Annotated in this window: 21 protein-coding genes, 4 tRNA genes and 1 riboswitch; of the genes, 3 read left to right on the top strand and 22 right to left on the bottom strand. The window is 60.1% G+C overall.

Going from position 1 to position 24,571, the window contains the following annotated elements; translation table 11 throughout:
- Positions 1–166 precede the first annotated feature (166 nt).
- Entirely contained in the window at positions 167–685 is a 519-nt protein-coding gene (locus CAF87_RS01585; RefSeq protein WP_085730361.1) for a cell envelope protein SmpA, read from the top strand.
- Positions 686–704: 19 nt separating this feature from the next.
- Here CAF87_RS01585 and CAF87_RS01580 read toward each other — a convergent pair.
- The 8 genes from CAF87_RS01580 to ltaE form a co-directional block, all read right to left on the bottom strand.
- Positions 705–781: transfer RNA gene (locus CAF87_RS01580), tRNA-Arg, on the bottom strand.
- Positions 782–853: 72 nt separating this feature from the next.
- Positions 854–930 (bottom strand) — tRNA-Arg (locus CAF87_RS01575).
- A gap of 72 nt (positions 931–1,002) precedes the next feature.
- A tRNA-Arg gene (locus tag CAF87_RS01570) sits at positions 1,003–1,079 on the bottom strand.
- Positions 1,080–1,186: 107 nt separating this feature from the next.
- Positions 1,187–1,277: transfer RNA gene (locus CAF87_RS01565), tRNA-Ser, on the bottom strand.
- A 62-nt stretch (positions 1,278–1,339) separates the two neighbouring features.
- Positions 1,340–1,528, bottom strand: coding sequence for a carbon storage regulator CsrA (gene csrA / locus CAF87_RS01560; RefSeq protein WP_002554426.1), 189 nt, complete (start codon positions 1,526–1,528; stop codon positions 1,340–1,342).
- Positions 1,529–1,715: 187 nt separating this feature from the next.
- Positions 1,716–2,957: an aspartate kinase gene (locus CAF87_RS01555; protein WP_007951048.1), complete on the bottom strand. Its 1,242-nt coding sequence runs from the start codon at positions 2,955–2,957 to the stop codon at positions 1,716–1,718.
- Between the two features lie 90 nt (positions 2,958–3,047).
- Positions 3,048–5,672, bottom strand: coding sequence for an alanine--tRNA ligase (alaS, locus tag CAF87_RS01550; protein ID WP_085730360.1), 2,625 nt, complete (start codon positions 5,670–5,672; stop codon positions 3,048–3,050).
- A gap of 146 nt (positions 5,673–5,818) precedes the next feature.
- Positions 5,819–6,823: a low-specificity L-threonine aldolase gene (ltaE, locus tag CAF87_RS01545; RefSeq protein ID WP_085730359.1), complete on the bottom strand. Its 1,005-nt coding sequence runs from the start codon at positions 6,821–6,823 to the stop codon at positions 5,819–5,821.
- 197 nt (positions 6,824–7,020) lie between these two features.
- Positions 7,021–7,193, top strand: a riboswitch (FMN riboswitch).
- Between the two features lie 102 nt (positions 7,194–7,295).
- Between ltaE and CAF87_RS01540 the strand changes: the two genes are divergently transcribed.
- Positions 7,296–7,805, top strand: a complete 510-nt coding sequence (locus CAF87_RS01540; protein WP_011335530.1) for a 6,7-dimethyl-8-ribityllumazine synthase — start codon at positions 7,296–7,298, stop codon at positions 7,803–7,805.
- Positions 7,806–7,850: 45 nt separating this feature from the next.
- Here the strand turns inward: CAF87_RS01540 and astE are convergent, their stop codons facing one another.
- The 14 genes from astE to acs form a co-directional block, all read right to left on the bottom strand.
- Positions 7,851–8,861: a succinylglutamate desuccinylase gene (astE, locus tag CAF87_RS01535; protein WP_085730358.1), complete on the bottom strand. Its 1,011-nt coding sequence runs from the start codon at positions 8,859–8,861 to the stop codon at positions 7,851–7,853.
- A 12-nt stretch (positions 8,862–8,873) separates the two neighbouring features.
- Complete coding sequence (locus CAF87_RS01530; protein ID WP_085730357.1) at positions 8,874–9,164, bottom strand: topoisomerase II; 291 nt, start codon at positions 9,162–9,164, stop codon at positions 8,874–8,876.
- Between the two features lie 59 nt (positions 9,165–9,223).
- The gene (gene astB / locus CAF87_RS01525) at positions 9,224–10,570 is read right to left on the bottom strand and encodes an N-succinylarginine dihydrolase (RefSeq protein ID WP_085709723.1); all 1,347 of its coding nucleotides are present in this window, start codon (positions 10,568–10,570) and stop codon (positions 9,224–9,226) included.
- A 73-nt stretch (positions 10,571–10,643) separates the two neighbouring features.
- Positions 10,644–12,113: a succinylglutamate-semialdehyde dehydrogenase gene (gene astD, locus CAF87_RS01520; protein ID WP_170929626.1), complete on the bottom strand. Its 1,470-nt coding sequence runs from the start codon at positions 12,111–12,113 to the stop codon at positions 10,644–10,646.
- Positions 12,110–13,135 carry an arginine N-succinyltransferase gene (gene astA, locus CAF87_RS01515; protein ID WP_085730355.1) on the bottom strand — a complete coding sequence of 342 codons (1,026 nt, stop codon included), beginning with the start codon at positions 13,133–13,135 and terminating at the stop codon, positions 12,110–12,112. The genes astD and astA overlap by 4 nt, the downstream gene beginning before the upstream one ends.
- A gap of 51 nt (positions 13,136–13,186) precedes the next feature.
- Positions 13,187–14,206, bottom strand: coding sequence for an arginine/ornithine succinyltransferase subunit alpha (gene aruF / locus CAF87_RS01510; RefSeq protein ID WP_025112905.1), 1,020 nt, complete (start codon positions 14,204–14,206; stop codon positions 13,187–13,189).
- Between the two features lie 131 nt (positions 14,207–14,337).
- Positions 14,338–15,558 (bottom strand): aspartate aminotransferase family protein, encoded by a 1,221-nt coding sequence (locus tag CAF87_RS01505; RefSeq protein ID WP_085730354.1) that lies wholly within the window; start codon positions 15,556–15,558, stop codon positions 14,338–14,340.
- A 365-nt stretch (positions 15,559–15,923) separates the two neighbouring features.
- Positions 15,924–16,904: a transcriptional regulator ArgR gene (gene argR, locus CAF87_RS01495; protein WP_085730352.1), complete on the bottom strand. Its 981-nt coding sequence runs from the start codon at positions 16,902–16,904 to the stop codon at positions 15,924–15,926.
- A gap of 111 nt (positions 16,905–17,015) precedes the next feature.
- Complete coding sequence (locus CAF87_RS01490) at positions 17,016–17,780, bottom strand: ABC transporter ATP-binding protein (protein ID WP_003227281.1); 765 nt, start codon at positions 17,778–17,780, stop codon at positions 17,016–17,018.
- Between the two features lie 23 nt (positions 17,781–17,803).
- On the bottom strand, positions 17,804–18,916 hold the full coding sequence (locus CAF87_RS01485; protein ID WP_085730351.1) for a succinylglutamate desuccinylase/aspartoacylase family protein: 1,113 nt from the start codon (positions 18,914–18,916) through the stop codon (positions 17,804–17,806).
- Between the two features lies 1 nt (position 18,917).
- The gene (locus CAF87_RS01480; RefSeq protein WP_085730350.1) at positions 18,918–19,616 is read right to left on the bottom strand and encodes an ABC transporter permease; all 699 of its coding nucleotides are present in this window, start codon (positions 19,614–19,616) and stop codon (positions 18,918–18,920) included.
- On the bottom strand, positions 19,613–20,302 hold the full coding sequence (locus CAF87_RS01475; protein WP_065261785.1) for an ABC transporter permease: 690 nt from the start codon (positions 20,300–20,302) through the stop codon (positions 19,613–19,615). The genes CAF87_RS01480 and CAF87_RS01475 overlap by 4 nt, the downstream gene beginning before the upstream one ends.
- A gap of 91 nt (positions 20,303–20,393) precedes the next feature.
- Positions 20,394–21,167, bottom strand: a complete 774-nt coding sequence (locus tag CAF87_RS01470; protein ID WP_065261786.1) for an ABC transporter substrate-binding protein — start codon at positions 21,165–21,167, stop codon at positions 20,394–20,396.
- Positions 21,168–21,724: 557 nt separating this feature from the next.
- A complete protein-coding gene (gene acs, locus CAF87_RS01465) occupies positions 21,725–23,680 on the bottom strand; it encodes an acetate--CoA ligase (protein WP_085730349.1) in 1,956 nt (651 codons plus the stop codon).
- A gap of 394 nt (positions 23,681–24,074) precedes the next feature.
- Here acs and CAF87_RS01460 point away from each other — a divergent pair, with 394 nt between their 5' ends.
- A complete protein-coding gene (locus CAF87_RS01460; protein ID WP_007951066.1) occupies positions 24,075–24,335 on the top strand; it encodes a DUF2790 domain-containing protein in 261 nt (86 codons plus the stop codon).
- The last annotated feature ends 236 nt before the right edge of the window (positions 24,336–24,571 follow it).

The raw sequence follows: 24,571 nt of genomic DNA, 5'->3' as shown, positions 1-24,571 counted from the left end.
GACGGTTTTAAACGTTAAAAATCTAGGCCGAAACAAGCGCTTGCGAGACAAACCTGAGCGCCGTCCTGACTCTTCAGAGTGCGACGACTCATCCTGAAAAGAAAACACACCCGCGATGAAAAAACTGCCGACTACGCTTGAGGAGGATCGTCATGGAGGACGCCAAATGCCATCGAAAACATCCTGTTTCATGCTGACCACCCTGCTCTGCCTCCCACACATGGGGAACGCAACAACACTTCATCGCTGTGAAGCCCCTGACGGCAGCATCACCTTCACGACACTGAGCTGCGCGAGCGATGAGCACCTTTCACTTCAGGAAGTACGCCCCTACTCGCCTGGCTCGACGGTGGCACTGATGCCCGAAGCCCGGCATGAAGAAATATCCGATATGAATATCAGAAAGCGAGAAATGGCCGTTGTAGGGCGCACTCAGGACAAATGCGGAGATCTGATCGACGCGCGACAGAAGCGCGAAGCAATCATCAATCAACGAATAATCGCCGGCATGAGCCAACAGGATGTTGAAAGCGCCTTGGGTAAACCCGACAAGGTCAGCATTCGCAATTCGGCAACGAGCTATCGTTACGACCTCAAGCGAGGCCGCAGTGCTCAAGTCGATTTTGATGAGAAAGGATGCGTGACGGGAAAAGCCAAATCCCGGACAACAAAAAGCCCGCGTTAAACGCGGGCTTTTCGGTATATGGTGCACTCGACAGGATTCGAACCTGTGACCGCTCGGTTCGTAGCCGAGTACTCTATCCAGCTGAGCTACGAGTGCAATTTGTGTTTTTAGACCAGACCACAACTGGCTGTAACCAAGTCATCTGCATTGCTGCAACTAACTCTTAAATGGTGCACTCGACAGGATTCGAACCTGTGACCGCTCGGTTCGTAGCCGAGTACTCTATCCAGCTGAGCTACGAGTGCATTTGTGTTTGTTAGACCAGATCACACCTGGTTGAAGCCGAGTCATTTACATTGCTGCAACTGACTCTTAAATGGTGCACTCGACAGGATTCGAACCTGTGACCGCTCGGTTCGTAGCCGAGTACTCTATCCAGCTGAGCTACGAGTGCATTTGTTGCGCCGCATTATAGCCCGTCTAATCTCTATTCCAACCACTTTTTCTATTAATTTCAACAACTTACAGAAAAAGCCAGATTACAACGTACTAAGCAAATAATGGCGGAGAACGGGGGATTCGAACCCCCGACACCCTTGTGAGGTGTACTCCCTTAGCAGGGGAGCGCCTTCGGCCACTCGGCCAGCTCTCCGCAACACGGGGCGTATCTTAACCAACCTTTTCCCCGTTTGCAAACATAAAAATCAATAAAAATTAATGACTTGGTTCTTCGTCCTTCTCTTTCTTTATACGCAGGTAGATTTCCTCACGGTGCACGGCGACCTCTTTCGGGGCATTGACGCCGATACGCACTTGATTTCCTTTGACGCCGAGCACGGTCACGGTGATTTCGCCATCACCGATAATCAGGCTTTCTGCGCACCGACGAGTCAGAATCAGCATACCTTTCTCCTTACGCGAATCATTTCAGGGACAACAGTCTGCAAAAAAAAGGCACCCGACCTACAACCGGAGCGATCGTAGCCCTACATGCCTGAGTATTGACCAGCGCGAGCAAAAGAACAGTTCAGGGCTCGCGCCATTCAAAAAATAAAGGGCGCGGTCAGACCGCGCCCCTCATTGACCAGGATTACTCGCCCTGACGGGCCGGAGCGTCCAGTTCGAAAGCCGTGTGCAGGGCGCGCACGGCCAGTTCCAGGTACTTCTCTTCGATCACGACGGAAACCTTGATTTCCGACGTCGAGATCATCTGGATGTTGATGCTTTCTTTCGCCAGGGATTCGAACATACGGCTGGCCACGCCTGCGTGAGAGCGCATGCCGACGCCGACGATCGAGACTTTGGCGATCTTGGTGTCGCCGACGACTTCACGGGCACCGATCTCGCGAGCGGTGTTTTCCAGCACGGTCTGCGCGGACTGGTAGTCGTTGCGGTGCACGGTGAAGGTGAAGTCGGTGGTGTTATCGTGCGCGACGTTCTGCACGATCATGTCGACTTCGATGTTCGCGGCACTGATCGGGCCGAGAATCTTGAACGCCACGCCCGGGGTGTCTGGCACGCCACGGATGGTCAGCTTGGCTTCATCGCGGTTGAAAGCGATGCCGGAAATGATCGGCTGTTCCATGGTTTCCTCTTCATCAATAGTAATGAGGGTGCCCGGACCCTCCTTGAAGCTGTGCAGTACGCGCAGCGGAACGTTGTACTTGCCGGCGAACTCCACGGCGCGGATCTGCAGCACCTTGGAGCCGAGACTGGCCATTTCCAGCATCTCTTCGAAGGTGATCTTGTCCAGACGCTGAGCGACCGACACCACACGCGGGTCAGTGGTGTAGACACCATCGACGTCGGTGTAGATCTGGCATTCGTCAGCCTTCAACGCAGCGGCCAGCGCCACGCCGGTGGTGTCGGAACCGCCACGCCCCAGGGTCGTGATGTTGCCGTGCTCGTCGACGCCCTGGAAACCGGCGACCACAACCACACGGCCAGCCTTCAGGTCACCGCGAATCTTCTGGTCATCAATCTGCAAGATACGCGCTTTATTGTGCGCACTGTCCGTCAGGATCCGCACCTGGTTGCCGGTGTACGACACCGCCGGCACACCGCGCTTGATCAGCGCCATGGCCAACAGGGCGATCGTCACCTGCTCACCGGTGGAAACGATCACGTCCAGTTCACGGGGAACCGGTTGATCTTCGCCACTGATTTGCTTGGCCAGATCGATCAGACGGTTGGTCTCGCCGCTCATTGCAGACAGCACAACCACCAGGTCATCGCCGGCATCGCGGAATTTCTTAACCTTGTCGGCGACCTGCTCGATTCTCTCGACAGTGCCGACCGAGGTGCCTCCAAATTTCTGTACGATCAAAGCCATTTCAAAGCCGCCTCTGCCCATGAAGGGCGCCCAATAATCACTCGAACAGCCGACGGGCCCGCCACTAGACTGCGGGCCAGACAGACCGTCTTATAAACCCTGCTCGACGAATGGAACGGTCAGCGCCAGTGCGCTGTCCAGTGCGCCGGCGTCGACACCGCCGCCCTGCGCCATGTCCGGACGACCACCGCCCTTCCCGCCCACTGCCGCAGCAGCCTGTTTCATCAAATCACCGGCTTTGAGTTGGCCAGTCAGGTCCTTGGTCACGCCTGCAACCAGTACGACCTTTTCCTCATGGACACTGCCGAGCAGGATCACTGCGCGGCCGAGTTTGTTTTTCAGCTGATCGACCAGCGCCAGCAGCGCCTTGCCGTCCTGACCGTCCAGACGCACGGCCAGAACCTTCACGCCTTTGACGTCCACAGCCGAAGCCGACAGATCGTCGCCGGCGGCGGCAGCGGCCTTGGCCTGCAACTGCTCGAGCTGCTTCTCCAGCGCGCGGTTGCGCTCCAGTACGGCCGAGAGCTTGTCGATCAGGTTTTCGCGGCTGCCCTTGACCAGGCTGGCCGCTTCCTTGAGTTGTTCTTCTGCAGCGTTCAAGTAAGCCAGCGCCGCAGCGCCGGTGACTGCTTCGATACGACGCACGCCCGATGCCACACCGCCTTCGCTGATGATTTTCAGCAGGCCGATGTCGCCGGTACGGTTGGCGTGGATACCGCCACACAGCTCGACGGAGAAATCGCCGCCCATGCTCAGCACGCGCACATTGTCGCCGTACTTCTCGCCGAACAGTGCCATCGCGCCTTTTTGCTTGGCGGTTTCGATATCGGTTTCTTCGGTTTCAACGGCGGAGTTTTTGCGGATCTCGGCGTTGACGATGTCTTCCAGCGCCTTCAGTTGCTCCGGCTTGATCGCTTCAAAGTGGCTGAAGTCGAAGCGCAGGCGCTGACTGTCGACCAACGAACCTTTCTGTTGAACGTGATCGCCCAGCACTTTGCGCAACGCAGCGTGCAGCAAGTGCGTGGCCGAGTGATTCAGCGAAGTGGCGTGACGCACGTCGGCTTCGACGTGGGTTTCCACCGGTGCGCCAACGATCAGGCTGCCCGACGCCAGCACGCCGTGGTGCAGGAACGCGCCGCCGGTCTTGGTGGTGTCGCGCACGTCGAAACGGCTGTTGCCGGCCTGCAGGTAACCGCAGTCGCCAACCTGGCCGCCGGATTCTGCATAGAACGGCGTCTTGTTCAAAACAACAACGCCTTCCTGCCCTTCACTCAAGACGTCCACGGACTGGCCATCTTTATAAAGAGCAACGACTTTCGCCGAGCCGCTGGTGGCGTGGTAGCCGGTGAACTCGGTATCGACATCAACCTTGACCAGGCTGTTGTAGTCCAGGCCGAAGGAGCTGGCGGAACGCGCACGGACGCGCTGGGCCTCCATCTCACGCTCGAAACCGGCTTCATCGATGGTCAGGCTGCGCTCGCGGGCGATGTCCGCGGTCAGGTCCATCGGGAAACCGTAGGTGTCGTAGAGTTTGAACACTACGTCGCCCGGAACCACGTCGCCTTTGAGCTCGGCCAGATCCTGCTCGAGGATCTTCAGGCCCTGCTCCAGGGTCTTGGCGAATTGCTCTTCTTCGGCTTTCAGTACGCGCTCGATGTGCGCCTGTTGGGATTTCAGCTCAGGGAAGGCATCGCCCATCTCGGCCACGAGAGCGGCAACGATTTGATAGAAGAAGCTGCCTTTAGCGCCCAGTTTGTTGCCGTGACGGCAGGCGCGACGAATGATCCGGCGCAGCACGTAACCACGGCCTTCGTTGGACGGCAGCACGCCGTCGGCAATCAGGAAGCCGCAGGAACGGATGTGGTCAGCCACGACTTTCAGCGACGCCTGATTATCGTTGCTGCAACCGATGGCCTTGGCCGAAGCGGCCAGCAGGCTCTGGAACAGGTCGATTTCATAGTTCGAGTGAACGTGCTGCAGCACGGCACTGATCCGCTCCAGGCCCATGCCGGTATCCACCGACGGTGCTGGCAGCGGGTGCAACACGCCATCGGCGGTGCGGTTGAACTGCATGAACACGTTGTTCCAGATTTCGATGTAACGGTCGCCGTCCTCTTCCGGCGAGCCCGGTGGGCCACCCCAGATGTCGGCGCCGTGATCGTAGAAAATCTCGGTGCAAGGACCGCACGGGCCGGTATCGCCCATGGTCCAGAAGTTGTCGGAGGCGTATGGCGCGCCCTTGTTGTCGCCGATACGCACCATGCGCTCGGCCGGCACACCGATTTCCTTGGTCCAGATGTCGTAGGCCTCGTCATCGCTGGCGTAGACGGTGACCCACAGCTTTTCCTTCGGCAGGTTCAGCCACTTCTCGGAAGTCAGGAAGTTCCAGGCGTAGGTGATGGCATCACGCTTGAAGTAATCGCCGAAGCTGAAGTTACCCAGCATTTCGAAAAAGGTATGGTGACGGGCGGTGTAACCGACGTTTTCCAGGTCGTTGTGCTTGCCGCCGGCGCGCACGCATTTCTGGCTGGAAACGGCGCGGGTGTATGCGCGCTTTTCCTGGCCCAGGAAGCAGTCCTTGAACTGGTTCATCCCCGCGTTGGTGAACAGCAGGGTTGGGTCGTTGCCCGGAATCAAAGAGCTGGAGGCTACACGGGTGTGGCCTTGCTCTTCGAAGAAGCGAAGGAAGGCTTCACGGATTTCTGCGCTTTTCATTAGGTTCTTCCACGGAGGCTGCGGCCAAAGGCCTGTACGAAACGTCAACAGACGAAACGACGGCAAAGGGCCGCATTATATCGGCCCTGCGCGCGGGGTACAGCGTGTTTATACGATAGAAACGGTCAATTGGGTGGCTAACGCTGTCACTTGCGCGAAAACTCGACGAATGTCGCGATCACTTGCTCGATTTGCGAGCGATCGACGTCCATGTGCGTGACCATCCGCAGCCGGGCGGCAGCGCTCAATTTGATCCCGCGCTCGGCAGCGAATGCCTTGATCGCATCGGCACGATCACCCATCTGCACGTAAACCATGTTGGTCTGCACCGGCTCGACACTGAAACCGGCCTCGCGCAGGCCTTCGGCCAGCAACTGCGCGTTGGCATGATCATCCGCCAGACGCTCGACGTTGTGATCCAGCGCATACAGCCCCGCCGCCGCCAACAATCCGGCCTGACGCATGCCGCCGCCGACCATCTTGCGCAGGCGCCGCGCCTTTGCAATCAACGCCGACGAACCGCACAGCACCGAACCGACCGGCGCGCCGAGTCCTTTGGACAGGCACACTGACACCGAATCGAAGTGTTGCGTGATTTCCCGGGCATCAACCCCGAGCTTGACGGCGGCGTTGTACAGACGCGCACCGTCCAGATGCAGCTGCAGGCCATTGTCTCGAGTGAACTGATGTGCCCGGGCCAGATACTCCATCGGCAATACCTTGCCCTGCATGGTGTTTTCCAGCGCCAGCAGACGGGTGCGGGCAAAGTGGAAGTCGTCGGGCTTGATCGCCGCTGCCACCTGATCCAGGTCCAGCGAGCCATCGGCCTGCACTTCCAGCGGCTGCGGCTGGATCGAGCCGAGCACCGCTGCGCCGCCGCCCTCGTACTTATAGGTGTGCGCCTGTTGACCGACGATGTATTCGTCGCCGCGCTCGCAGTGCGCCATCAACCCCAGCAGGTTGCTCATGGTGCCGGTCGGGACGAACAGCGCCGCAGCAAAACCCAGCCGTTTTGCCATTTCGGCTTCCAGACGATTGACCGTCGGATCTTCGCCATACACATCATCACCGGTGGCCGCAGCGGTCATCGCGTCGAGCATGGCGGGGGTCGGTTGGGTGACGGTGTCGCTGCGAAGATCGATAACGCTCATGTACCTGGCCTCAAGTCAGCAGGGGAAATCCCTTTACGAAGGGGAATTACTGCGGGCATGGCGCGGATTAATCAACCCTCGCGCAAGGAAAAGTCGTTTCCACGCTTCGAAAAATCCGATGGCAATCATCACAAAGGCGCAATGCACGGCCCCGCAATCTGTGATAAAAACGCTGCGCCGCCCGATAAAGGGTGGCGAAACGTTCTCAGGGCGGGGTGCAATTCCCCACCGGCGGTAATTGCGCGCAATGCGCATAGCCCGCGAGCGCTTGGTGACGGGCACGGCAAAAACCGTGAACGGCGGCAAGGTCCAGCAGACCCGGTGTGATTCCGGGGCCGACGGTCACAGTCCGGATGAAGAGAGAACGGGATTGACGCCAAAGGGCCGTCCGCCGTGTTCGCGCGAGCGTGCGTACCCTTGAATCCCTTTCGATTCATAAAGCCCTGTTTTTCACACAAACAGGAGTCAGAACATGCAACCCACCGCTATCGACAGCAAAAGCAAACACACCCACGGCGAGCGCGTCGCGTTCATTCAGGCCTGCTGGCACAAGGAAATCGTCGACCAGAGCCGTAAAGGTTTCCTCGCCGAAATGATCGCTCAGGGCTATCAGGAATCAGACATCGATTTCTTCGAAGTCGGCGGCGCCTTTGAAATGCCCCTGCACGCCAAACTGCTGGCCAAGACCGGTCGTTATGCCGGCATCGTTGCCGCCGCCCTGGTGGTGGACGGCGGAATCTACCGTCACGAGTTCGTTGCCCAGTCGGTCGTCAGCGGCCTGATGCAGGTTCAGCTGGAAACCGAAGTACCGGTGTTCTCGGTATCGCTGACCCCGCACCACTTCCACGCTGGCGAAGAACACCAGAAGTTCTTCTTCGAGCATTTCGTGCACAAGGGTCAGGAAGCGGCGAAGACTTGCGCGGATACGCTGCAGAAAGTGCGTGCGTTGCGCCGCACCGAGCCGCGCGCCGTAGCGGTCTGATGCAATAACGATCTCCCCCGTGCGCTGCGCGGGGGAGATTCAGTGTCAGGCCAACTGCTCGTCAGTGGTCGGCACGATCAGAATGCCCGCCCGCAGGCCGTTCTTGACCTTGGGATTGGGGAAAATGATCCGCGCGCCCTGCTCTTCGATGATCCAGCGGGTATTGGCCAGGTCTTCGGCCAGCACATATCCCACATCCAGCTCCGAAAAGTTTTCGATGTCCGCCGGCAGGTTCAGGCGGAACGAGTCGCTGTGCTTGATGATTTCCCGCGCCACGCTGAACAGTTGCAGACCGTCCAGCCCCTGCTCGGCCATCTCCGGCTCAGTGCCTTCGATGATCTGCTTCAGGCGGGTTTCCAGCAGCGACACATTGACCCCGGCGTTCTGCCCGAATGGCCGCGCCTTGCCCAGTTCCAGGGTGAAAGACTCGGCCCCGAGCTTGTCGTAAGTGTAGGAGCTGAACACGATCGACGGTTTGTTCTGCAACAGCACCGCTTCCATACCGGCGGCGCGCAGACGGGCTAATTCAAGACGGGAATGCTGGCGACCTTCCTTCCACGGATACAGGGCGAACTGCTCGATCTTCGAACCGCGAATCGCCGTGTGCAGGTCATAGTGCAGGCGCTGACGATCCGGCACGCTGAAGAAGCTCGCTGCCAGGCGCTCCAGCTCGCAGGCGCGCAAAGCTTCGGACCCGCTGCTTTGTTCGTGACGGCCGTTGAACAACCGATTGACGTCCTGCTCGATGAAACGCTCGCCCTTGCGAATCGCTTCCGGGTTGCCGAACAGGAACAGAATGCGTGCGCGCGGCTTCAAGTCGCCGCGAGCGATGTCATGCAGCAGCCGGTCGAGCAATTCGATCGGTGCCGTTTCGTTGCCGTGGATCCCTGCCGACAGCAGCAGGTCCAGGCCATTGTCGCGCGCTTCGGGTGGCCGGACTTCCAGCGCACCCTCGCTCAACCAGCGCATACGCACGCCTTCGACAGTCAGTTGAGTCTTCTCCGCCGGTTCGCGGCCGGCGAGGGTCAGTTCAAGCAGTTTGCCGAGGGCGAGCATAGAGCGGTTTCCTTAGTGGTCGTGGTTGCAATCCGGGCCGTGCACGTGGCCGTCATCGTCGCCGAGGTCAGCCGGTTCCATCTCCAGTTGCAGACTTACCAGATTAGTCGCCAATGGGCGCAACAGCAGGTTGGCGTACTCGGCATCGCCTTCTTCGACGTCCACGCCGATCAGCAGCTGGCCGCGGCCGTCCTGCTGGATCCACAGCTCTTTGCCTTGCCACATGACCGCGACGCGGGTGCAGGAAGTTTGCAGTTGCGTGCCGTCAGTGTCTTCAAGGATCAGCTGCAGGGAATCGCTCATGTTTTACGCTCTCTTGGGGAGATGGAACCGTACGCCGCGACAAAGCGGCGCACCAGTCATCAATTGATCTGGAATGGATAAACCGCGCCCAGTTTAAGGATTTGCGTCAGTTCATCCAGTGCCGTCCGGCATTCAAGCAGCAATTGCGGGTCCGCCAGATCGCTTTCGCTCAGGCGGTCGCGGTAGTGCTTTTCAACCCATGCGGTCAACGAACCGTACAACGGGGCGGTCATGATAACCCCTGGGTTGACGGCCGCCAGCTCGGTTTCGTTGAGCGCGACGCGCAGTCGCAGGCACGCCGGCCCACCGCCGTTCTGCATGCTTTGCTTGAGGTCGAAAACCTTCACTTCACGGATCAGGCCGCCGGAGCTGGTCAGGCCTTGCAGGTAATTCCACACGCGCTCGTTGCCACGGCACTCTTCCGGCACGATCAGCAGCATCGAACCGTCAGGGCGCGACAGCAGCTGGCTGTTGAACAGGTAGGAACGCACAGCGTCGTCCACGGTGACCGCCGAACGCGGCACGCAGACCGACTGGAACTTGCCGCCGACCTTGGCCAGTTTGGCTTGCAGCTCTGCCAGCATGTTCTCGGTGTCGAGGAACGCATCCTCGTGATAGAACAGCACCTCGCCGTTGCCCACCGCGATCACGTCGTTATGGAACACGCCCTGATCGATCACGGCCGGGTTCTGCTGTGCGTAGACCACGCCGTCATCACGCAGACCGTGCAGACGGGCGACCGCTTGCGACGCCTCAAGAGTCTGACGCGCCGGGTATTTCTGCGGTGCCGGATAACGGGTGTCGAACGCACTGCGACCGAACACGAAGAACTCGACACCAGCCTCGCCGTACTCACGGCAGAAACGCGTGTGGTTGGCCGCACCTTCGTCGCCGAACTGTGCCACTGCCGGCAACGCGGCGTGGTGAGCGAAGTGCTGTTGATCGGCGAACATCGCACCCAGCACGCGGCTGGTGGTCGGGTGCTCGATGCTGCGGTGATATTTGCAATTCAGGTTGGCGGCGGTGAAATGCACGCGACCGTCAGCGGTGTCGGCACTCGGGCTGACCGTGGCGGCGTTGGCCACCCACATGCTCGACGCCGAGCAGCTGGCAACCAGCAGCGGCATCGCGTCTTTCGCGGCGCGCTCGATGACCTGCGCGTCGGTACCGCTGAAGCCCAGACGGCGCAAGGCAGCCACGTCCGGACGCTCCTGTGGTGCGAGGACGCCCTGCTGAAAGCCCATTTCCATCAGCGCTTTCATTTTTGCCAGACCTTGCAGCGCCGCTTCCTTCGGGTTCGAGGATTGCTGGCTGTTGCTCTGGGACGCAACGTTGCCGTAGGACAGACCACCGTAGTTATGGGTCGGCCCCACTAGACCGTCAAAATTGACTTCAAAGGATTTCATCAGCGAGGCTCCACGAGAATCTGTTTTTATAGGCATCAAATAACAATCGAGTGCAATCGAGGCTCGACGCGCCTCACGCCATCTTCACGCCTGGCGTCAGGGCCGCCGGCATCACCAGGCTCGGAGTTTCCAGCGAGGCCACCGGGTACGCGCAGTAATCCGCCGCGTAGTAAGCGCTGGCGCGGTGGTTGCCCGAAGCGCCGACACCGCCGAACGGCGCGCTGCTCGCAGCCCCCGTCAGTTGTTTGTTCCAGTTGACGATCCCGGCACGGCTTTCCAGCCAGAACTGCTGATAGCGCTCTTCGGAATCCGACAGCAAGCCGGCGGCCAGACCAAATGCAGTGTCGTTGGCTTCGGCAATCGCCGCCGCGAAATCGGCGTAACGGATCACTTGCAGCAACGGGCCGAACAATTCTTCATCGGAACGCTCGGCAACCGCCGTCACATCAACGATGCCCGGAGTCAGCAGCGCCGACTGAGCCTGTGGCTGAGTCATTGCCAGCAGCGACACTGCACCATTGGCCAGCAGATGCGCCTGGGCCTCCATCAACGCTTTCGCTGCGCCGAGGGAAACCACCGAGCCCATGAATGGCGCCGGTTGCTGATCGAAAGCACCGACCACGATGGTCGAGCTGACTTCCACCAGACGCTTGAGCAGGCTGTCGCCCCACGCGCCTTGCGGCACCAGCAGACGGCGGGCACAGGTGCAACGCTGACCGGCGGAAATGAATGCAGATTGAATGATCGTGTACACCGCTGCGTCGAGGTCGGCGACCTGATCGACCACCAGCGGGTTATTGCCGCCCATTTCCAGCGCGAGGATCTTGTCCGGGCGACCAGCGAACTGCTGGTGCAGGTGATTGCCGGTACGGCTTGAGCCGGTGAAGAACAGACCGTCGATGCCCGGGTTCGCCGCCAGTGCGATACCGGTTTCGCGGGCACCTTGCAGCAGGTTCAGCACGCCGGCCGGCAGACCGGCTTCGATCCAGCACTTGACCGTCAGCTCGGCGACTTTCGGGGTCAGCTCGCTTGGCTTGAACAGCACGCTGTTACCGGCCAGCAGCGCCGGCACGATGTGGCCGTTCGGCAAATGGCCGGGGAAATTGTAAGGGCCGAACACAGCGACCACGCCGTGCGGCTTGTGGCGCAACACGGCGGTGGCATCGCCCAACGGGCCGCTCTTCTCGCCGGTACGTTCACGGTAGCTCTGCACCGAGATCGCGATCTTGTTGACCATGCTGGTGACTTCGGTCGCAGCTTCCCACAGCGGTTTGCCGGTTTCCTCACCAATGGTGCGGGCCAGTTCGTCAGCGTGGTTTTTCAGTGCGGCGGCGAACGCTTCGAGCACGCTGATGCGATCTTCCAGGGAACGACGGGCCCAGCCCGGGAACGCCTGGCGCGCAGCCTGCACGGCCGACTCGACCTGAGCGGCGGTGGCGCCCTCCCCCGACCACAGCACTTGCTGGGTCACCGGGTTCAGCGATTGAAAGGCTTCGCCCTGACCGGCCAGCCACTCACCTGCGATGTATAGCGAATTCATTATTTCGACTCCCGGGCAGCGGACAACGCCACGGCGCGTACCTGATCGCCAGCGTTGAGTTGAAGACGTTTGGCGGTCAGCGGATCGACCACCAGCGTGCCGGCGGCCAGACGGGCTGGCGCAGCCGTGATGCGGCAGTCTTCGCGTTTGCGGTTATGGATGATGAACGGCGTGGCGTCGTCGCCCGGCGTGCCGATGGCCAGCACCAGCGCCTCGCTGTCACGCACCGCGCGGATCTTGCTGGTCTCGCATTCGATGGCTGGACCGGCATCGAAGATGTCGACGTAACCCTGATAGCTGAAGCCTTCGCTCTTGAGCATCGCCAGCGCCGGCTCGGTGTCCGGATGCACCTGGCCGATGACGCTGCGTGCGTCCGGCGACAGGAAGCAGGTGTACAGCGGGAATTTAGGCATCAGTTCGGCGATGAACGCCTTGTTGCCGACGCCGGTCAGGTAATCGGCCTGGCTGAATTCCATCTTGAAGAAGTGACGGCCCAGGCTTTCCCAGAACGGCGAACGGCCGGCTTCATCAGATACGCCGCGCATCTCGGCAATGATCTTGTTACCGAACAGTTCCGGGAATTCAGCGATGAACAGCATCCGCGCCTTGGACAGCATGCGACCGTTGAGGCCGGTGCGGTAATCGGCGTGCAGGAACAGCGAGCACAGCTCGGAGTTGCCGGTCAGGTCGTTGGCCAGGAACAGCGTCGGGATCTCGCGATAGATGTTCAGCTCCTGCGAGGCGCTGACGGTCAGGCCGACGCGGAAGTTGTACCAAGGCTCACGCAGACCGACGGCGCCGGCGATGGCGGAAATCCCCACCACGCGACCGTTGTCGTCTTCGAGCACGAACAGGTAGTCCGCGTCGCCACGGCCGGCTTCACCGCGAAAGGTCTTCTCGGCCCAGCCAACCCGGTGGGTCAGGCGCTCTTCGTTGGCCGGCAAAGTGGTCAGGCCGGTGCCGGTACTGCGGGCCAGGTCGATCAGAGCGGACAAATCGCTGCTGCGTACGGGACGAACAATCATGCTATCTCCTCAAACGGGCCGCCGTGGCCACCCGTGAAACTCGCTAAGGCGTTAAACCGCCACCAGGCGCACGCTGGCACCTTCACCGACGCCCAGGGCTTCGGCCGCTTCCAGATCCAGGGTCACCGGTTTGCCCGGTGCGTAATCCAGTTCCAGCAGTACCGCGCGGTAATCCTGCAACTGGGCATTGGCCACCAGATACTGGCGTCCGGCACCTTTGACCGGCTCACCGATCTTCACCGGTACCACACGGCTCTGGGCGATCGAACGGATCCCCGAGACGCGCGCATGCAGGGTCGGGCCGCCGTCGAAAATGTCGATGTAGTGATCGGTCTCGAAGCCTTCGCGCATCAGGATGTCGAAGGTGATCTGCGCACGCGGGTGCACCTGGCCCATCGCTTCTTGAGCGGAGTCCGGCAGCAGCGGCACGTAGATCGGGTAGTGCGGCATCAGTTCAGCGAGGAACGTACGGCTTTTCAAGCCACACAGACGCTCGGCCTCGGCGTAGTTCAGGTCGAAGAAGTTGCGACCGATGGCATCCCAGAACGGCGAGTCGCCGTTCTCGTCGCTGTAACCGACGATCTCGGTCACCACCGAATCGGCGAAACGCTCCGGATGGCTGGCAACGAACAGCAGACGGCCACGGGAGTTGAGTTCGGCCCAAGGCGAACCCACCAGCTCGCGCTGCACGTAGAAACTGGTCAGCAAGCTGTTGCCGGTCAGGTCGTGGCATTGCGAGAGCACGTGGATCTTGTTGTGGATCTTCAGCTCGCGGGAAGCGTGCACGAAGGTCTCGTTGCGAAAGCTGTAGAACGGCTCGGAGTAACCGGCCGACGCAACGATCGCCGAGCAGCCCACCAGTTTGCCGGTGGCGGTGTCTTCGAGGACGAAGAAATAACTCTCCTCGCCGTTGAAGCTCACTTCGGCGGCAAACGAGGCTTCGCTCGCAGCGATCTTGTCGCTCAGGCGTTCAACGTCATCCGGCAAGGAAGTGACACCAATCGGGCTGTCCGCAGCCAGACGCTGTACCTCGCCCAGATCAGCCATTTGCGCGGGGCGCATCACCAGCATGGTGTCACTCCTTTCTCTACTTCAGGTCGGCGAAAGCGCCGACTCGGGAAAAAAATGCCGGGCAGGCCCGGCACAGGAAAATGGTCCCGGCACCTGTCGATGACGACAGACGCCGGGCGGTCTTGCATGAATCAGGCTTGGGTCAGTTTCGCCGCAGCACGTTCGAAGCGATCCAGACCGGCGTCGATGTCGGCATCTTCAACCACCAGGCTCGGGGCGAAACGGATCACGTCCGGACCGGCCTGCAGAATCATCAGGCCTTCTTTTTCAGCAGCGTTGAAGATGTCCTTGGCCTTGCCTTTCCAGGCATCGCTCAGCACGCAACCAATCAGCAGACCGAGACCGCGCACCTGGGTGAACAGGCCGTACTTCTCGCCAATCTGTTGCAGGCGGGTCTTGAACTTGTCGTGCTTGGCGTTGACGCCATTCAACACCTCAGGGGTGTTGATCACGTCGATCACCGCTTCGGCCACGGCGCACGCCAGCGGGTTGCCGCCGTAAGTGGTGCCGTGAGTGCCGACGACCAAGTGCTTGGCCAGCGCTTCGGTGGTCAGCATCGCGGCGATCGGGAAACCGCCGCCCAGGCTCTTGGCGCTGGTCAGGATGTCCGGAACCACACCGAAATGCTGGTAGGCGAACAGGTTGCCGGTACGGCCCATGCCGGTCTGCACTTCGTCGAACACCAGCAGCGCATTGTTAGCGTCGCACAGCTCACGGGCGCCTTGCAGGTACGCCTGCTCGGCCGGCAGTACGCCGCCCTCGCCCTGGATCGGTTCCAGAACGACCGCGCAGGTCTTGTCGGAAACAGCAGCTTTCAGCGCCGCCAGATCGTTGTACGGCACGTGGGTGATGCCGGTGATTTTCGGGCCGAAACCGTCGGAATACTTCGACTGGCCACCGACGTTCACGGTGAACAGGGTGCGGCCGTGGAAGCTGTTGAGCGCGGCGATGATTTCGTACTTCTCGGTGCCGAACCGGTCGAACGCGACGCGACGGGCCAGCTTGAAGGCGGCCTCGTTGGCTTCGGCGCCGGAGTTGCAGAAGAACACGCGCTCGGCGAACGTGGCGTCGATCAGCTTGTGCGCCAGACGCAGGGCCGGTTCGTTGGTGAACACGTTGGACACGTGCCACAGCTTGTTAGCCTGCTCGGTCAAGGCACCGACCAGCGCCGGATGCGCGTGGCCCAACACGTTGACGGCGATGCCGCCGGCAAAGTCGATCAGCTCGCGGCCGGCCTGATCCCAGACGCGGGAACCGGCGCCACGCACCGGAATGAAAGCGGCGGGCGCGTAGTTGGGAACCATAACCTGGTCGAAATCGGCGCGTTGTACCGCAGCGTGCTCAACGGACATCGGAGTCTCCTGATGAGGGCCACCCGCCTGAAACTGGCGAGCGATGGGGGGATTGTAAGGACAGTTTTCAGCCCGGCCTTGTCGCCAAGCGACAACTTCTTATAGCGCAAACCCCGGATTTTCCCGGGTTTACGGCAATGCGACATATAGCGTCGCAAAGGCGCAGTTTAAACTGTCGACGCCAATTGCAGCACGCCTTGCGAGCATATCAACGGGAAAGGTTTTGCCTGCGATATCCATGTACCGCACACCCTCGACGGACAACTGACAAGAGCACACGCAAACCACTACAAAAAAGCATTTCTCCAACGTAAAAAAAAGCGCCATGGAAATCTGTTCCATGACGCTTTTTTAAGGCCTGCGCCTTAACCCCGCTCGGGCGGTACCGACGACAATTCGAACGGGCTGCTACTGCGCCGCTGGTTGCGGTCTTCTCGCGGGGTGGCGCCGAAGAAGTTGCGATAGGCGCTGGAAAAGTGCGGCCCCGAGGAGAACCCACAGGACAGGCCGATCTGGATGATCGACTTACTGGTCTGCATCAACATCTGCCGGGCCTTGTTCAGGCGCAGTTCCAGGTAGTACTGGCTCGGCACGCGGTTGAGGTATTGCTTGAAGATCCGCTCCAGCTGGCGACGGGACACGCACACGTGCTGGGCGATTTCGTCGGTGGTCAGCGGCTCTTCGATGTTGGCTTCCATCAGCAGCACCGCCTGGGTGAGCTTCGGATGGCTGGAGCCGAGACGGTTCTGCAACGGAATGCGCTGACGCTCACCACCCTCACGGATGCGTTCGACCACGAGCTCTTCGGAGACCGCACCGGCCAGTTCAGCACCGTGATCACGGGCCAGCACCGCCAGCAGCAAATCGAGTACCGACATGCCGCCGCACGCGGTCAGGCGATCGCGATCCCAATCGAACAGATGACTGGTGGCGATGACTTTCGGGAAGCGTTCGGCGAAATCGTCCTGCCAGCGCCAGTGCACCGCCGCCCGGTAACCGTCGAGCAGACCGAGTTGCGCCAACGGATACACACCCGCCGACAGACCGCCGATCACACAACCGGCGCGCACCAGTTGCTTGAGTGAACTGCTGAGTGCCGGCGCCAACGTGGTCGGTGGCTCATCGGCGAGCAGGAACAGTTTCTGGAAGTTTTCGAGTTTGCCGGCCCAGGGTTCGCCGGGCAGTTGCCATTCACCTTCGGTCGGTGCTTCGGCCTGCAGGAACGACAACTCGTAAACCACGTCCGGATGCACACGCTGGGCAACACGCAAGGCCTCCTCTGCCAGCGCCAAAGTCAGAGCTTTAGTGCTGGGCCAAATCAGGAAACCAATTCGATGGGCAGTCATGGCGGGCGATCCGAAACGTAAACAGAGGGAAAAACCGAAATCGGCTGCAACCAAATTAGACCATCTGGCGCGCTGCGCAGCATGACCTAATTTGGTGCATAACGGGAGCGATTACTTGAGGCTGCCCGAGAGGAATTGTTGCAAACGTTCCGACTGCGGATTGACCAGCACTTCACGCGGGTTGCCGCTTTCTTCGACGACGCCTTTGTGCAGGAACACCAACTGGTTCGACACTTCACGGGCGAAGCCCATTTCGTGAGTCACCACCACCATGGTGCGGCCTTCCTGAGCGAGGGCCTGCATGACTTTCAGCACGTCGCCGACCAGTTCCGGGTCGAGGGCCGAAGTCGGTTCGTCGAACAGCATCACTTCCGGTTCCATCGCCAGCGCACGGGCGATTGCCACACGCTGCTGCTCGCCACCGGACATGTGTCCAGGGAACGCGTCTTTACGATGAGCCACGCCGACCTTGTTCAGGTAGTGCTCGGCTTTCTCGCGGGCTTCGGCCTTGGACACGCCCAGCACGTGAACCGGGGCTTCCATGATGTTTTCCAGCGCGGTCATGTGCGACCACAGGTTGAAGTGCTGGAACACCATCGACAGGCGCGAACGCATACGTTGCAGCTGTTTCGGATCAGCGGCTTTCAGCGCGCCATCCTTGTTCGCCACCAGCTTCAACTCTTCGTTGTTAAGCAGGATCTTGCCCGCGTGCGGCTGCTCGAGCAGGTTGATGCAGCGCAGGAAAGTACTTTTGCCGGAGCCACTGGAGCCGATGATGCTGATCACATCGCCGGCGGCCGCTTTCAGGGAAACGCCCTTGAGCACTTCGTGACTGCCATAGCGTTTATGCAGGTCTTGGACTTCAAGTTTGTACATGCGGTCGGTTCTCACAAAAACAGTCAGTCGTTGAGCAAAGGGCCGTCGCGTAGCGCATCGCGCCCCGCCACTTTGGCCAGCCAGAAACCGGGTTGGGCGTAACGCAGCCGCTCAATGGCAAACAGCACCCCGGACGTACCAGCACACACCGTGCTGACCCGATCCGACAGCGGATCGATCACTTCGAAAATCTTGTCACCGGCTTCAACCCACTCGCCGGGCTTGCGCAGAAAACTCACCACGCCAGGATGCGGTGGCAGGAGCAGTTCAGTGCCCTCGAACGGCATGCCTTCGCACGGTTCGTGCGCCGCACTCGGCCACTCGCCACGGATCAGGCCCTGCTCGGCGAGAAACGCCAGAATGCCTTCGGCCCAGGCTTCGGCCTGCGCTGGTGTGGTGTCAGCCTGACCGCCGAGTTCAACGGTGGTCGCCAGGCACGCCAGTGGAATCTGCGCGTCCGGGAACAGCCGCGACAGACGCAGCCACGGCAACGAGCAAGCCTCGTCGAACGAGCTGCCGCCGGAATCTTCAGCCAGCAGGCCGACCTTCACATCCAGGTGCGCGGCGAGCGAGCGCCACTGCGGCCAGTGCTGCGGCAAGGCATACATGTGCAGCGCGGCTTCACAGTCGCAATGCAGATCCAGCACCACGTCAGCGGTGGCGGCATGTTGCAGCAGGATGCGCTGCATGCCTTGCAACTGGCTGCTGGCCTCGGGCAATGCAGCCAGGTGATCGGCCATCGCCTGACGGATCAAACGAATGTTGGCGTGCGGATCATCACCGAGTTGTCCTTGAAGCTTCGCGGCCACCGGGGCGCTGAGCTCGACGAAATCACGGTTGAAATTCTTGCCGCTGCCGGCCTCGAAACGCCCCTGGTGATTGCCTTGCAGCAACTGGCCAAGACCCAGCGGGTTGGCCACGGGCACCAGTTCGATGACGCCGTTGAGCAGGCCTTTGGCTTCGAGTTCGCCGAGGCGTTTTTTCAGTTCCCAGGCAGTGCGCATGCCGGGCAATTCGTCGGCGTGGAGGCTGGCCTGGATGTAGGCCTTGCGCTCGCCGCTTCCGAAGCGAAACACCGAAATCCGGCGCTCGCTGCCCAAATGGCTCCACGGCAGAACGTGGTCGATACGTTCCATATCAGTGCTTCCTCGGGGCCAGGTAGCTCAGCCAGCGACGCTCGGCCAGCTTGAACAGGCGCACCAGAATGAAGGTCAGGCACAGGTAGAACACGCCAGCGGTAATGTACGCCTCGAACGGCAGGTAGAACTGCGCGTTGACGGTACGGGCCGCGCCGGTGATGTCGATCAGAGTCACGATGGACGCCAGACTGGTGGTCTGCAGCATCATGATCACTTCGTTGCTGTACTGCGGCAGCGCACGGCGCAGGGCCGACGGCAACAGAATGCGCTTGTACATCTTGACCCGCGACATGCCCATGGCCTTGGCCGCTTCGATCTCACCATTCGGCGTGGCCTTCAGGCTGCCGGCGATGATTTCGGCGGTGTAGGCGCTGGTGTTGATTGCGAACGCCAGGCACGCACAGAACGTTGCGCTGGACAGCCACGGCCAGAGGAAGCTTTCACGCACCGCTTCGAACTGGGCCAGACCGTAGTAGATCAGGAACAGTTGAACCAGCATCGGCGTGCCGCGAATCACGTAGGTGTAGAGCCACGCCACACCGTTGACCACGGCGTTCTTGGAGACGCGCATCAGACCCAGCGGCAACGCCGCCAGCAGACCGAAGAACAGCGACAGCGCGAGCAACTTGAGGGTGGTCACCAGGCCGCCGAGGTACAGCGGCAGCGACTCCCAAATGACGTTGTAGTCGAAGATCATAGATCAGCCGCCCTTACGCCTACCGAGTAGCGCTTCTCAAGGTGACGCAGCGCCAGCAACGAGACACTGGTGATCACCAGGTACATCGCCGCCACTGCGAGGAAGAAGGTGAAAGGCTCGCGGGTGGCGTCGGCCGCCTGCTTGGCCTTGAACATCATGTCTTGCAGACCGACCACGGAAATCAGCGCGGTGGCCTTGGTCAGTACCAGCCAGTTGTTGGTGAAGCCCGGAATCGCCAGACGAATCATCTGCGGCACCAGCACCCGGAAGAACACCTGGAAACTGCTCATGCCGTACGCCATGCCGGCTTCGGCCTGACCCTTGGGGATCGCCATGAACGCGCCACGGAAGGTTTCCGACAGGTACGCACCGAAGATGAAACCGAGGGTGCCGATACCGGCGGCCAGCGGGTTCAGGTCGATGTACTCGTCATAGCCGAGCATCGGGGCGACGCGGTTGAGCAGGTCCTGACCGCCGTAGAAGATCAGCAGGATCAGCACCAGGTCGGGAATCCCGCGGATCACCGTGGAATACAGATCGCCCAGCCAGGCCAGCCAGCGCACTGGCGACAGGCGCAAGGCGACACCGATCAGCCCGAGAACGATGGCCAGGGCCATGGACGACAAGGCAAGCTGAAGCGTCAGCCAAGCGCCATCGAGGATGACAGCCCCGTAGCCTTTCAACATGATTCAGGTCCTCGAAAGTTGGGATGAAAAAATGGCGCAAACCGCAGAGATCCTGTTGCTTGCGCCATTTCGGACGGGTCGAGCGACGTCTTTACTTGCCGTAAATGTCGAAGTCGAAGTACTTGTCCTGGATTTGCTTGTACTTGCCGTTTTCGCGGATGGCCGCGATGGCAGTATTAATCTTGTCTTTCAGGGCGTCGCCCTTGCGTACTGCGATACCTACGCCGTCGCCGAAGTATTTCTCATCGGTGAACTGCGGGCCGACGAACGCAAAGCCTTTGCCGGCGTCGGTTTTCAGGAAGCCGTCGTTCAGCAGAGTAGCGTCCGCCACGGTGCCGTCGAGGCGACCGGCGGCCACGTCGAGGTAGATTTCATTCTGCGAGCCGTACGGCTTGATCTCGGCACCCAGCGGCGCCAGGACTTCACGGGCGAAACGTTCGTGGATCGAACCACGCTGCACGCCGATGTTCTTGCCCTTGAGTTCGGTCAGCTTGTCGCTGACCACGGTGCCTTCCTTCATGACCAGGCGGGCCGGGGTGTTGTAGTACTTGTTGGTGAAGTCCACGGACTTCTTGCGGTCTTCAGTGATCGACATGGACGAGAGGATCGCGTCGATCTTGCGCACTTTCAGTGCCGGGATCAGACCGTCGAACTCTTGCTCGACCCACTGGCACTTGACCTTCATTTCTTCGCACAGTGCGTTGCCGATGTCGTAGTCGAAACCGACGATGCTGCCGTCCGGGGCTTTGGATGCGAATGGAGGGTAAGCCGCTTCGATACCGATTTTCAGAGGCTTTTCATCGGCGAATGTCGGCAGGGACAGCACGGACAGTGCCAGGGCGCCAAGCAGCACAAGTTTCTTCATCTTGGGACTCCATCGGTAAAGGGCAAAACGGCAGAGTGAGCGACAGCCCAATATGCGAATGGGTGAAACGAAATCGGTTGCTGCGTGCGTAGGACATTTCCGGTCAAAACCGTGAAGGCTTCAACGCAAGCCACGACGAGCGAGTGATCGGCATTCTAACGACAGGCCCGAAGCCGATATTTCTTCAATGCGACAACTAATTACAGATGCACCGAGAAACACGCTTGAGCACATTGACAGCTCCGCAATTTCATGCAAGAGCGAAAGACAGTGAACCGATCTATGCTGCAAATTGCGGGCCTATTATTCGCAAACCCTTCTAATCCGGCAAGCGTGGGGTTGTGTCTTATTTTTCACCGGGGGTTTTGAGGCCCGAAAACGGGGCGATGCGTTTCCGGACGCCCCGTTGCGGAGCGGGCGGTTACACATTCAGTTACTTGAAGGCGGACGGGTAACAGTGGGAAATGCCTCACGGATGAAACCGATAATTATTGGAAAACAAAAAGCCCCGCCCGGCGCAATGCCGGACGGGGCTTTTCAGCCTTCAGACCCGCCGCTTACGCGACGTTCATGGTCTTGTGGGTATCGATCAGATGCTGCACCACACCCGGATCGGCCAGGGTGGAGATGTCGCCCAGACCTTCGTACTCGGCGGTGGCGATCTTGCGCAGGATGCGACGCATGATCTTGCCCGAACGAGTCTTCGGCAGCCCCGGCGCCCACTGGATCACGTCCGGCGAAGCGATCGGGCCGATCTCCTTGCGCACCCAGTTCTTCAGTTCCAGGCGCAGTTGCTCGCTCGGCTCTTCGCCATTCTTCAGGGTGACGTAGACATAAATGCCCTGCCCCTTGATGTCGTGCGGCACACCGACCACCGCCGCTTCGGCGACTTTCGGGTGAGCGACCATCGCGCTTTCGATCTCGGCGGTGCCCATGCGGTGGCCGGAGACGTTGAGCACGTCGTCCACGCGACCGGTGATCCAGTAGTAACCGTCGGCATCGCGACGGGCGCCGTCACCGGTGAAGTACATGCCACGGAAGGTCTTGAAGTAGGTGTCGACGAAACGGTCATGATCGCCGTACAGCGTGCGCGCCTGGCCTGGCCACGAATCGAGAATCACCAGATTGCCTTCGGCCTCGCCCTCGATGATGTTGCCGAGGTTGTCCACCAGCGCCGGCACCACGCCGAAGAACGGACGTGCCGCCGAACCTGGCTTCAGGGTATGAGCGCCCGGCAGCGGGCTCATCATGTTGCCGCCGGTTTCGGTCTGCCACCAGGTATCGACGATCGGGCAACGGGACTTGCCGACGTTCTTGAAGTACCAGTCCCAGGCTTCCGGGTTGATCGGCTCGCCCACCGAACCCAGCAGACGCAGGCTGCTGCCGTCCGCGCCTTCAACAGCGGCGGTGCCGGAGGCCATCATCGCGCGGATCGCGGTCGGCGCGGTGTAGAGGATGTTGACCTTATGCTTGTCGACGATCTTCGCCACCCGGGTGATGTCCGGATAGTTCGGCACGCCTTCGAACAACAGCGTGGTCGCGCCGTTGGCCAGCGGGCCGTAGACGATGTAGGAGTGACCGGTGACCCAGCCCACGTCGGCGGTGCACCAGTAGATTTCGCCCGGACGGTAGTCGAACACGCGCTCGTGGGTCATGGCCGCGTACAACAGATAGCCACCAGTGGTGTGCTGAACGCCCTTCGGCTTGCCGGTGGAACCGGAGGTATAAAGGATGAACAGCGCTTCTTCGGCACCCATCTCTTTCGGCGCGCAGACAGTGCCCGCCACTTTCATCAGGTCTTCGTACCAGATGTCGCGATGCTGGTTCCACTTGATGTCGCCACCGGTGCGCTTGCACACGATGACTTTCTGGATGCTGTTGGTTTCCGGGTTGGTCAGGGCGTCATCGACGTTGGCCTTGAGGGAAATCTTCTTGCCGGCACGGAAGCCTTCGTCAGCAGTGATCACCACTTTCGAGCGGCAGTCGATGATGCGGCCGGCCAGGGCTTCCGGCGAGAAACCGCCGAACACCACCGAGTGAATCGCACCGATCCGGGTGCAGGCCAGCATGGCGACCACGGCTTCGGGGATCATCGGCATATAAATGGTCACCACGTCGCCGCGGTGCACATCCTGGCCACGCAGGGCGTTGGCGAACTTGCACACTTGTTCGTGCAGTTCGCGGTAGGTGATGTTGCGGCTTTCGGAAGGATCGTCGCCTTCCCAGATGATGGCGACCTGATCGCCGCGCTCGGCCAGATGACGGTCGAGGCAGTTGTAGGAAACGTTCAGGGTGCCGTCGGCAAACCACTTGATGTCGACATGGTGATCGTCGAACGAAGTCTGTTTCACCGTGGTGAAAGGCTTGATCCAGTCGAGGCGCTTGGCTTGTTCGCGCCAGAAGCCGTCAGGGTTGACGACCGACTGTTGGTACATGGCTTTGTAGGTCGCCTCGTCGGTCAGCGTATTGGCCAGAACCTCGGGACGAACGGGATACAGGGAAGCCGCACTCATCTTTCCTACCTCGGTGTAATAGTTGTTTTTGTATGACCCTGTTGTAGCCGGGGCGCCCGTATAGAACCATTCGACGATGGTAGTAACAAGCCCCTACAGGTCGTAGCGATAATCCCGATGCTCGCCACCGACGACCTCGCAGGCCTTGAATCTACTGGCCTGGCAGCGATTGTTACCAAATCTGCCAAAGGTGTTTATCAAAACCACATCTGTTTACGCCCACCCCGCTTCCCTAAAATCTGCCTCGCCGACAAGGCAAAGTGATTAACAACGTTACAGCCCCCACGAAGGCCGTTAATCCAGCTCTGAAGTAACAAACCAAAACGATGAAGTTCCACACGCAACCCCAAAAAGGTTGCGTGACCCCACTCGACCTCAAGAAGGTAAATTTCAAATGAAAGCTTTATTGGTTCTGGCCCTCAGCAGTCTGTGCGCAACCGCCATGGCAGACGAGGTCCCGACTGATGTCGCACAGCAACAACCGGCCATCGAGGAATACACTTACTCCACTCACCTGGACATCGCCAAAGTTGTATCGATGAGCGAAGTTCCAAATGTCTGCGAAGTGGTACCGATGAAAATGGAGTACGACGACTCCACCGGCCAGCGTCACATCCTGCGTTACAGCATCATGGGCAACGGCTGCACCAATTGATGTTTTGAGACTGCACCGAATCGGATCGCTCAGCGCAACATTGAGGGTCGATTCCAGCCCGGCTTCGGTCGGGCTCAGTTGTGTTTGGCAATGGCAAAAACGGGTTGCAAAACACAAGATGTAGTGAAAACAGCGCTTTTTTGCTCATTTCTTGAGCAATTCCACATTTGCGAAAAAAAACCAAAAAAAAATCTATCCCCGGCAAAGCCCCATAAACCCTCGCTCTGACCGAAAAA

Origin of the sequence: Pseudomonas sp. R38(2017) (assembly GCF_002112395.1) — a bacterium.
Taxonomy (GTDB): domain Bacteria; phylum Pseudomonadota; class Gammaproteobacteria; order Pseudomonadales; family Pseudomonadaceae; genus Aquipseudomonas.
Note: the sequence above shows the minus strand (reverse complement) of the source record. Positions and strands in the feature narration are given on the sequence as shown.

Bases quoted from the DNA above. Each gene is read 5' to 3' on its own strand.
- CAF87_RS01460 (WP_007951066.1), top strand. From the start codon at position 24,075: ATGAAAGCTTTATTGGTTCTGGCCCTCAGCAGTCTGTGCGCAACCGCC.
- acs (WP_085730349.1), bottom strand. From the start codon at position 23,680: ATGAGTGCGGCTTCCCTGTATCCCGTTCGTCCCGAGGTTCTGGCCAAT.
- CAF87_RS01480 (WP_085730350.1), bottom strand. From the start codon at position 19,616: ATGATCTTCGACTACAACGTCATTTGGGAGTCGCTGCCGCTGTACCTC.
- CAF87_RS01540 (WP_011335530.1), top strand. From the start codon at position 7,296: ATGCAACCCACCGCTATCGACAGCAAAAGCAAACACACCCACGGCGAG.
- ltaE (WP_085730359.1), bottom strand. From the start codon at position 6,823: ATGAGCGTTATCGATCTTCGCAGCGACACCGTCACCCAACCGACCCCC.
- astB (WP_085709723.1), bottom strand. From the start codon at position 10,570: ATGAAATCCTTTGAAGTCAATTTTGACGGTCTAGTGGGGCCGACCCAT.
- CAF87_RS01470 (WP_065261786.1), bottom strand. From the start codon at position 21,167: ATGAAGAAACTTGTGCTGCTTGGCGCCCTGGCACTGTCCGTGCTGTCC.
- alaS (WP_085730360.1), bottom strand. From the start codon at position 5,672: ATGAAAAGCGCAGAAATCCGTGAAGCCTTCCTTCGCTTCTTCGAAGAG.
- aruF (WP_025112905.1), bottom strand. From the start codon at position 14,206: ATGCTGGTGATGCGCCCCGCGCAAATGGCTGATCTGGGCGAGGTACAG.
- astA (WP_085730355.1), bottom strand. From the start codon at position 13,135: ATGATTGTTCGTCCCGTACGCAGCAGCGATTTGTCCGCTCTGATCGAC.
- CAF87_RS01485 (WP_085730351.1), bottom strand. From the start codon at position 18,916: ATGGAACGTATCGACCACGTTCTGCCGTGGAGCCATTTGGGCAGCGAG.
- CAF87_RS01505 (WP_085730354.1), bottom strand. From the start codon at position 15,558: ATGTCCGTTGAGCACGCTGCGGTACAACGCGCCGATTTCGACCAGGTT.
- CAF87_RS01475 (WP_065261785.1), bottom strand. From the start codon at position 20,302: ATGTTGAAAGGCTACGGGGCTGTCATCCTCGATGGCGCTTGGCTGACG.
- CAF87_RS01585 (WP_085730361.1), top strand. From the start codon at position 167: ATGCCATCGAAAACATCCTGTTTCATGCTGACCACCCTGCTCTGCCTC.
- csrA (WP_002554426.1), bottom strand. From the start codon at position 1,528: ATGCTGATTCTGACTCGTCGGTGCGCAGAAAGCCTGATTATCGGTGAT.
- CAF87_RS01530 (WP_085730357.1), bottom strand. From the start codon at position 9,164: ATGAGCGATTCCCTGCAGCTGATCCTTGAAGACACTGACGGCACGCAA.
- CAF87_RS01490 (WP_003227281.1), bottom strand. From the start codon at position 17,780: ATGTACAAACTTGAAGTCCAAGACCTGCATAAACGCTATGGCAGTCAC.
- argR (WP_085730352.1), bottom strand. From the start codon at position 16,904: ATGACTGCCCATCGAATTGGTTTCCTGATTTGGCCCAGCACTAAAGCT.
- CAF87_RS01555 (WP_007951048.1), bottom strand. From the start codon at position 2,957: ATGGCTTTGATCGTACAGAAATTTGGAGGCACCTCGGTCGGCACTGTC.
- astE (WP_085730358.1), bottom strand. From the start codon at position 8,861: ATGCTCGCCCTCGGCAAACTGCTTGAACTGACCCTCGCCGGCCGCGAA.